9 protein-coding genes are annotated in these 7,756 nt (G+C 33.1%); 3 read left to right on the top strand and 6 right to left on the bottom strand.

All coding sequences use genetic code 11. From position 1 onward, the window contains the following. Positions 1-54: 54 nt before the first annotated feature. Positions 55-816, bottom strand: coding sequence for a hypothetical protein (locus ACFQ0I_RS17305; protein WP_379944247.1), 762 nt, complete (start codon positions 814-816; stop codon positions 55-57). A 122-nt stretch (positions 817-938) separates the two neighbouring features. On the opposite strand from ACFQ0I_RS17305, the gene ACFQ0I_RS17300 reads away from it, so the two are divergent. The 3 genes from ACFQ0I_RS17300 to ACFQ0I_RS17290 all read left to right on the top strand — a co-directional run bounded on the left by ACFQ0I_RS17300 (position 939) and on the right by ACFQ0I_RS17290 (position 3,871). Then, positions 939-1,805 (top strand): PPK2 family polyphosphate kinase, encoded by an 867-nt coding sequence (locus tag ACFQ0I_RS17300; protein WP_379944246.1) that lies wholly within the window; start codon positions 939-941, stop codon positions 1,803-1,805. Positions 1,806-1,879: 74 nt separating this feature from the next. Further along, a complete protein-coding gene (locus ACFQ0I_RS17295; protein ID WP_379944245.1) occupies positions 1,880-3,256 on the top strand; it encodes a M20/M25/M40 family metallo-hydrolase in 1,377 nt (458 codons plus the stop codon). 60 nt (positions 3,257-3,316) lie between these two features. After that, a complete protein-coding gene (locus tag ACFQ0I_RS17290) occupies positions 3,317-3,871 on the top strand; it encodes a hypothetical protein (protein ID WP_379944244.1) in 555 nt (184 codons plus the stop codon). Positions 3,872-4,051: 180 nt separating this feature from the next. Here the strand turns inward: ACFQ0I_RS17290 and ACFQ0I_RS17285 are convergent, their stop codons facing one another. The 5 genes from ACFQ0I_RS17285 to ACFQ0I_RS17265 form a co-directional block, all read right to left on the bottom strand. Further along, positions 4,052-4,321: a hypothetical protein gene (locus ACFQ0I_RS17285; protein ID WP_379944243.1), complete on the bottom strand. Its 270-nt coding sequence runs from the start codon at positions 4,319-4,321 to the stop codon at positions 4,052-4,054. Between the two features lie 80 nt (positions 4,322-4,401). After that, positions 4,402-4,566, bottom strand: coding sequence for an SDR family oxidoreductase (locus ACFQ0I_RS17280; RefSeq protein WP_379944242.1), 165 nt, complete (start codon positions 4,564-4,566; stop codon positions 4,402-4,404). 79 nt (positions 4,567-4,645) lie between these two features. Beyond that, positions 4,646-5,995 (bottom strand): MFS transporter, encoded by a 1,350-nt coding sequence (locus ACFQ0I_RS17275; protein ID WP_379944241.1) that lies wholly within the window; start codon positions 5,993-5,995, stop codon positions 4,646-4,648. Between the two features lie 21 nt (positions 5,996-6,016). Next, on the bottom strand, positions 6,017-6,838 hold the full coding sequence (locus ACFQ0I_RS17270) for an ester cyclase (RefSeq protein WP_379944240.1): 822 nt from the start codon (positions 6,836-6,838) through the stop codon (positions 6,017-6,019). Positions 6,839-6,875: 37 nt separating this feature from the next. Next, on the bottom strand, positions 6,876-7,751 hold the full coding sequence (locus ACFQ0I_RS17265; RefSeq protein ID WP_379944239.1) for an ester cyclase: 876 nt from the start codon (positions 7,749-7,751) through the stop codon (positions 6,876-6,878). Positions 7,752-7,756: the final 5 nt, after the last annotated feature.

Here is a 7,756-nt window from a genome sequence, read left to right as displayed (position 1 = left end):
TGACATAAAATCACTACCTTTAAATTATTAATTCTGTATCACTATTTCAGGACGTCACAAAAGATTGAGCTTATCTGTGAATTCAGTAGATTTTTCTTTGCTAATATTTAAAAAATGGGATTTTATTGTTTCCATACTTTCAGAAAGTAACGCCGCATCATTTTTATCATAAAGCGCTAAAGCGGAACTGCTTCCATGTATTTTTAATACGTTATTACAGGCTGTAATATTGGCATTAAGCGCTGTTTTGCATTCCTTTATTAGTGTTTCTTTTTGTAGCGCTAATTCTTTGTTTTTTTGTGCATCCAGTTTTTTAAGTATTTCGGCTTCTTTAAGTTTTAAAGCCAATTGTTGTTGCTCTAATTTTTCTTTTTCTTGTTGTAAAGCTTTTAAATCGTTATTACTCTTGTCTTCTACATGTGCCACTTTTTCGGTCTTGTTATTGGCAGGAATGGTGCATTTGTTTAATTCGGTTATAACATTTTGAGTAATTTCTTTGGCTCTTTTTACAAAAAATCGGCCATCTTCAAAAGTAGACGTACCTTCAACTTTTTTCATAAGTTCTTTGGCATTATACGCTAATTCGAAAGCAGTATCGCAACCACATTTCTTTAAATTTACTTTCGCCGCTTCAAAAGAAATTAAAGATTTGTCTGCATAATATTTTAAATGCTGAATATTATTCGATTCGTACGAATCTTTTACATTAGAATACGCATAGATTAAATTAGAATCAGCATCAACACAAGGTGAATTTTGTGCTTGAAATTTTGCACATACGATAAAAATCAAGAAAAATAGGGATAGTTTTTTCATGGTTATTTGGTTAGGTTAATAAGTAGGTATAACGAAAATACCATTTTTTTTCAAATTGATACACTTCTTAAAGAAATTATTGTTTTACTATATTTATAAAATAATTGTAATCGAACCGTTTTATGAAAAAGTATTCCATTGAAGATTTTAAAGTAACCTCACCAATTTCCTTAAAAAACAGCCAAACAAAACTGGTAATTAAAAAAGCCGATGGCGAATTAGAAGATATACGTAAAAAACTGGGTAAGCTTCAAGATACCATGTATGCGCATGGAAAATATGCTGTTTTGGTCTGTCTTCAAGGTATGGATACTTCTGGTAAAGACAGTTTAATTCGTGAGGTGTTTAAAGATTTTAATACGCGTGGTGTTGTGGTGCATAGTTTTAAGGTTCCAACAGAATTAGAGCTAAATCATGATTATTTGTGGCGTCATTATATCGCGCTGCCGCCAAGAGGAAAGTTTGGGGTTTTTAATCGAACACATTACGAAAACGTGTTAGTTACTAGAGTGCATCCTGGTTATATTTTGGGTGAAAATATTCCAACCGTAAATTCCGTAGATGATATTAATGATGCTTTTTGGGACAAGCGTTTTGAACAGATAAATAATTTTGAAAAACATATTGCCGAAAACGGAACGATCATTTTCAAATTCTTTTTAAATCTTTCTAAAGAAGAACAGAAAAATAGGTTGTTACGTCGTCTAGATAAACAGGAAAAAAACTGGAAATTTTCACCTGGCGATTTAAAAGAGCGAAAACTTTGGGATAGCTATCAGGAGTGTTACGAAGACGCCATTAACAGAACATCAAAACCACATGCCCCGTGGTATACTATTCCTGCCGATGATAAAGATTCTGCACGTTACATTGTTGCCAAAATTATGTACGATACTTTAAAGGAATATAAAGATATTGAAGAACCCGAGTTAGATGATGATATTAAAGCAAATATTGAATTATACAAGCAGCAATTAAAAAGTGAATAGTTTTTTATGATTTCTTTTGGATAGTGAAATTTTTATAAATACTATTTTTAACACTTTAAATTAAAAAACAAATTATGCTTAAAACATATGCATTACTATGTTGTTTGTTAATCGCAACAAATTTCTATTCTCAAACCGATGAAGAAGTTCTAAAAAAAATATATTACAACACTTTAACAAATGGTAAAAGTTACGAATGGTTAAATTATTTATCTAATCAAATAGGAAGCAGGTTATCAGGTTCTTTAGGTGCAGAGCGCGCGGTAGATTTCACTAAAGAAGAACTTGATAAATTAGGTCTCGATCAAGTTTGGTTACAGCCTGTAATGGTGCCAAAATGGGTTAGAGGTGCTAAAGAATATGCTTATATTGAAACAAAACCGGGTAAAACAAATATTGTTAATATCTGTGCTTTAGGAGGTTCGGTAGCGACACCTTCGCTTGGTATTAAGGCTCATATTGTTGAAGTAAAAACGTTTGAGGAATTAGAAGCTTTAGGAAAAGCAAACATTGAAGGTAAGATTGTGTTTTTTAATCGCCCTATGCAGGCAGATTTAATTCAGACACACGAGGCGTATGGTGGTTGTGTGAATCAACGTTATCAAGGTGCTGTGCAAGCTGCAAAATATGGCGCAATTGGCGTTATTGTAAGATCTATGAATTTAAGATTAGACGATTTACCACACACAGGAAGTATGACCTACGATGACTTACCAGTTGAAAAACGCATCCCATCGGCAGCTATAAGTACCAATGATGCAGAGATATTAAGTACCATGTTGCAGTTAGATAAAAACATAAAATTATATTTTAAACAAAACTGCCAGCAACTTAAAGATGTGCAATCGTATAATGTTATTGGCGAAATAACTGGAAGTCAATATCCTAAAGAATATATGTTAGTTGGTGGGCATTTAGATTCCTGGGATTTAGGCGATGGTTCGCACGACGATGGTGCTGGTGTTGTACAGTCTATGGAAGTTTTAAGGCTTTTTAAGGAGTGTGGAATAAAGCCCAAAAGAAGCATTCGCGTTGTTTTATTTATGAATGAAGAAAATGGTTTACGTGGTGCCAAAAAATATGCCGAAGAAGCGAAGCAAAAAAACGAAAATCATATAGTTGCCTTAGAAAGTGATGCAGGTGGATTTACGCCCAGAGGTTTTAGTTTTGAGTGTAGCGATGCCAATTTTAATCAGGTTTTAAGTTGGCAACATCTTTTTAAACCGTATTTAATTCATTATTTCGAAAAGGGTGGAAGTGGATCCGATGTTGGGCCGCTTAAAACAGATAAAAACGTAGTGGCAGGTTTAAGGCCAGATTCACAACGTTATTTCGATCATCACCACGCAAGCAACGACACGTTTGATGCTGTAAATAAGCGTGAATTAGAATTAGGAGCAGGTACCATGACGGCCTTGATGTATCTGTTTGATAAATATGGGATTAAGTAAATTCAGTAATTAATAGTTAATAGTTTAATCAACTATCAACTATCAAACAACAACTAAAAAATGAAAAATTTCATAGTCATTTTTCTTTTATTTAATTCTGTGATTATTATGGCTCAAAACCACGACTCTTTACCTTATTATGAAATTCCTGAATATCAGGAGAGTTATTCTGCAAATTCGGTGGCGGCTAGAATGATAGATGGTTTGGGGTTTAGATATTATTGGGCGACTGAAGGTTTACGTGATGAAGATTTGAATTACAAAGTAGGGGAATCTAGTCGTACGTCTTCAGAAACCATCGAGCATATTTATGGCTTGTCTAAGTTTATTAGAAACAGTGTTTTAATTAATAATAAAGACACCAATACATTAGAACTTGCTTTTTCAGAAAAACGAAAACAAACCTTGATGAATTTTAAAGCAGTCTCGGATGTATTAAGAAATACTGAAACTGCTTTTAAACTTGAAGGCACCGAGGTTCCGTTTTGGAATATTATAAACGGCCCCATTTCGGATGCCTTATGGCATTGTGGGCAGGTGGTTATGTTAAGACGTGCATCGGGTAATCCGTTTAATGCTAAAGTAAATGTTTTTAAAGGAAAGGTTAACGACTAGATTACTGTTTGTTTTTTCTTATTTGATTCTTTTTATTTGTGTTATTATTGTATAACAATTAATAAAAACTGCTTGCTGTCTTACTGAATTTTTGGGTGAAACCATTGGTTGATAATATACGAATTGGACAGCAAAATGGAACTGTCCATTCGCATCAATAAATTATCATTTTATAAAAACTTAAACTTTTGCTGGCACGGATACCGTTATTGGTTCTAGTACGGTGTGCTTATTTTTTAATGCTTTAAGCGAAGGATCATTTAAAATGGCTTCGAATTTTTGCATATCGGTAACTTCAACTATTAATACTACCGAATTGGGATCGTTAGTATCCTGAAATGTTTTAAGGTCGGATATGGCAGGTGCAAATACATCAAGTCTATCTTGGTGCCCTTTAAGCCATGTTTCAATATTGCCTACTCTGTGTCTGGTTACGATTGTCTGTTTCATGATTTTTGTATTTATTTTTTAATACCTACTCTAATCGGTTTTCGGTTTCGCCGTTTTTTTTATCATAGTTATTCAACGGGCTACAACGTCAATGTGAGTCCTCCATCTACCGTAAGTGTCGAACCACTTATATAACTAGATTCATCTGAACATAAAAACAGAATGGCTTTTGCCATTTCTTCTGGTTTATTACAGCCTACAAAGAATAAAGCAAAAAGTAAAAAACTATATTTTAAAAGTTTCATATGATATGTTTTAGAAATGGTTTTTCAAATAAAATTTATAATTATCATTCTTTTATATTTAGCCAAAGCTTATGAAAAGTTATATTTTGCTAAGCGCATCTATAGTTTTTCTTTGTTTTTTAAAATTTATCAGTTTAATAAAAACAATAGTTAATAATGGCGAAAGGGCAGTGCATAGTAAAACGTATTCCCAAGACATAATCTCTTTAAACGTCCCTAATAATCCAGAACCTGCTGCTCTCCCCATATTAGATAGTGCCATGAAAAGCGTGAACTGTGTTGCAGCCACAGTTTGCCAACATAATTTCATGCTAGCTGCAAACATGGCAATGCACAGAAATGTGTAAAATAGATAGTATAATAAAATGAACCCAAATATAAATTTGTCATTTCCCCATAAATAGGGTAATACTGCAAGACCAATTATTAATACCAAACTTGCAATTAGGTAAATTATTATCATTTTTTTATCGCCAAAAAAATCAACTAAAGCACCTCCGGCAAACATTCCAAAAAAGCCGCCAACAACAGTTGTTATGGAATATACTTGTGAAAAGGAAGTGTTTGTCCAACCTAATTCTTGAATAGTAAAAATTGGTAAAAATGTATCAATTAAACCATACATAGTACCATTTATAATAGATGCAATACCCATAAAAATAGTTGATGGTAACACTACTACTTTAAACAGGTTTTTAAATATTTGACTCCAACTCTCTAATTGTGCTGCTTTTGATTCTTTAGATGGTTTACCTTTTGTCCAAGGCATTATTTTTTCATCTGGGCGTTCTCTAAAACAAATTGGAACTAAAATGATAAAAGCAACTGCAATTGATAACGAGGAAATGGCAGTATTAAAGCCCAATATGTTAATTAAAGCAGTTCCAATAACTAATGCTAACGATGTCCCAATAATTTTCGAACCCCACATTAAACCATTGGCTCTGGCTTGTTGGTTAATGGGTACAATATCTATTGCCATTCCATCTGTTGCCACATCTTGAAAAGCTCCAAAAAAACTAATAAAAAAACCAGCAATCATTAATCCGTTTAAGTTGTTTAATGGGTCTTGTACCAAACCAATAGCTAAAAAACTGAGAATTAATCCCAACTGCCCAAAAATTACCCAAGGGCGTTTTCTTCCCATTGATAAAATTGTAAATCTATCCATGAGAGGAGCAATAAGAATTTTAAAACTCCAGGGAATACCAATTACTGCAACAAAACTGGCAATTTCTACAGGAGTTTTATTGTTCATCGCTAACCATGCTGGGATAGCGAAGTACGTGATACCTTCAGGAATACCTTGAGCCAAGTATAATGCCGAAAATGTTAAATAACGCAAAACAGGGTTTTCAGATAATATTAAATTGTTTTTTGTGAATGTTTCAATATCCAGTACTTCTGTGTTGGTTGGTTCAGGTTTCATGTTGTTTAGTTACTTTTAAATTCAAAATTGATTTTCAAAACCATTTTTGAGTTGTCTATTGTAATCTTCAGCATCAAAACTGCCTTTAGATTGTTTTATCAAGCCGTTGTTATCCATTTGCCATAATTCAAAACCACTAATTTTAACTTTTTTTCCAGTACCATTTGTCCCTGTATTTGTTCCTGTTAATGTCCAATGAAACTCAAAACCATTAATAGTTGAAACTAATCGGTTCATAGTGACTACCATATCTGGGAAGGCATTCATAAAACTTTCGGCATCTTTAGCAATTGCAGTTCTTCCAATTGAGGACTTTCCGTTGTTTATTGTTAGCGACCCTTCTTCAGCAAAAAACAAAGCAACAGCATCAGGATTTTGACTACACCACGCCTTTGCGTAATCTCTTGCAAAACACATAAGGTCAAAAATTATTTTATCTGATGTAATTGGAGTTGAAGTAAAAGAGGCGTTTACTATTTTCCAAATATCGTTTTCCTTTTTTAATGTGAAGTAGTTTATGTTTTGTATCATGGGAACACCATAGACATTTGAAACGGCATCAAACTTAACATGCGCTGAAGGACCATCACTAAAATGGATTGTATAACTAGGTTTATTAGTCATTATTTTTTCAATGGCTTCAAAATCATAATTACCAGTTAAAGACAAAAAATGAATAATTTTTATTTTGACGTCATTTTCATCTTGGATTAAAGCCCGTTCTTTTGCGATTTGCTCAAAATTGTATTTATTACTATCATTATTTTGACTAATACAAACAGTTGATTTTATTAGGCTAAATGCAAAACAGACATAAAGCGAAAGTTTAAGAATCTTTTTCATATTTGATTAGTTTTTATTTAAATGATTTGTTCTTTAGCTATTTATTAAAAGCCGTAGCAAGTTGTTTCGTGTCGACATATTGTTGAAATGCAACTACTTTTCCGTTATTAAAAGTCCATAAATGAGCTGCTTGCGTGTTATAGGATTTTCCCGTTTTTTTTACTTTAGCATCGTAACGTAATGTGGCCAATACCTGATTGTTAGACATATCATGAAGTTGAATATCAGTTAGTTTAAAGTATTCATGGTCGTCGCCAATTCGTTTAAAAATGCCATTTAAAACGGCATCAGGTCCTATGTAAGGATTGCCATCGGCGTAAGCGTTTCCTTCCGCTTCATTCCATTCAACTTTTTCATCTAAAACAGCAAGGACAGCAGGAATATCACCCGTACCAAACGCCTTATAAGCGGCATCAACAATTCCAATATTATCCGAAGAAGACATAATACCTAATTGTTGCATAAACAGCATATTATCCATAAAGTCTTGTTCTTGTGCAATTTTGCCATCTTTCATTTTGGCCAGTGTAACACCCTCAATATCTACCGATTTTCCAGTGGCAGGAATTCCGAAGAAATCACCAGTGTGTTTACCTTTAAAATTCCAATGTTTTATAATATTATCACCTTCGCCAAATATATCAACCACTGTAAATTGAATATCTGAAAACCCAGTAATGAAGTTCTGGTAAAAGGCTTTAAAATTATCAATACCAACAATGTTTTCTGGACTAGATATCATTGTTATGTCTTCGGTGAAATTTGTGTTGTTAATGAGGTCTAGATTCCCATCGTTAACAATTTGATCCCATGTTTCAGAATACATTTTAATGTCTTTTTTGTTTTTTGAATCTCCGCATGACATCAAACAAAGTCCGATTGATAACATGCATAAGGTTAGTGTTTTTTTCATTTTTA

It is taken from the genome of Mariniflexile aquimaris (assembly GCF_042676825.1).
In the GTDB taxonomy this organism is placed as follows: domain Bacteria; phylum Bacteroidota; class Bacteroidia; order Flavobacteriales; family Flavobacteriaceae; genus Mariniflexile; species Mariniflexile aquimaris.
The sequence above is the reverse complement of the archived record's forward strand: the minus strand, read 5'-3'. Positions and strand labels throughout refer to the sequence as shown.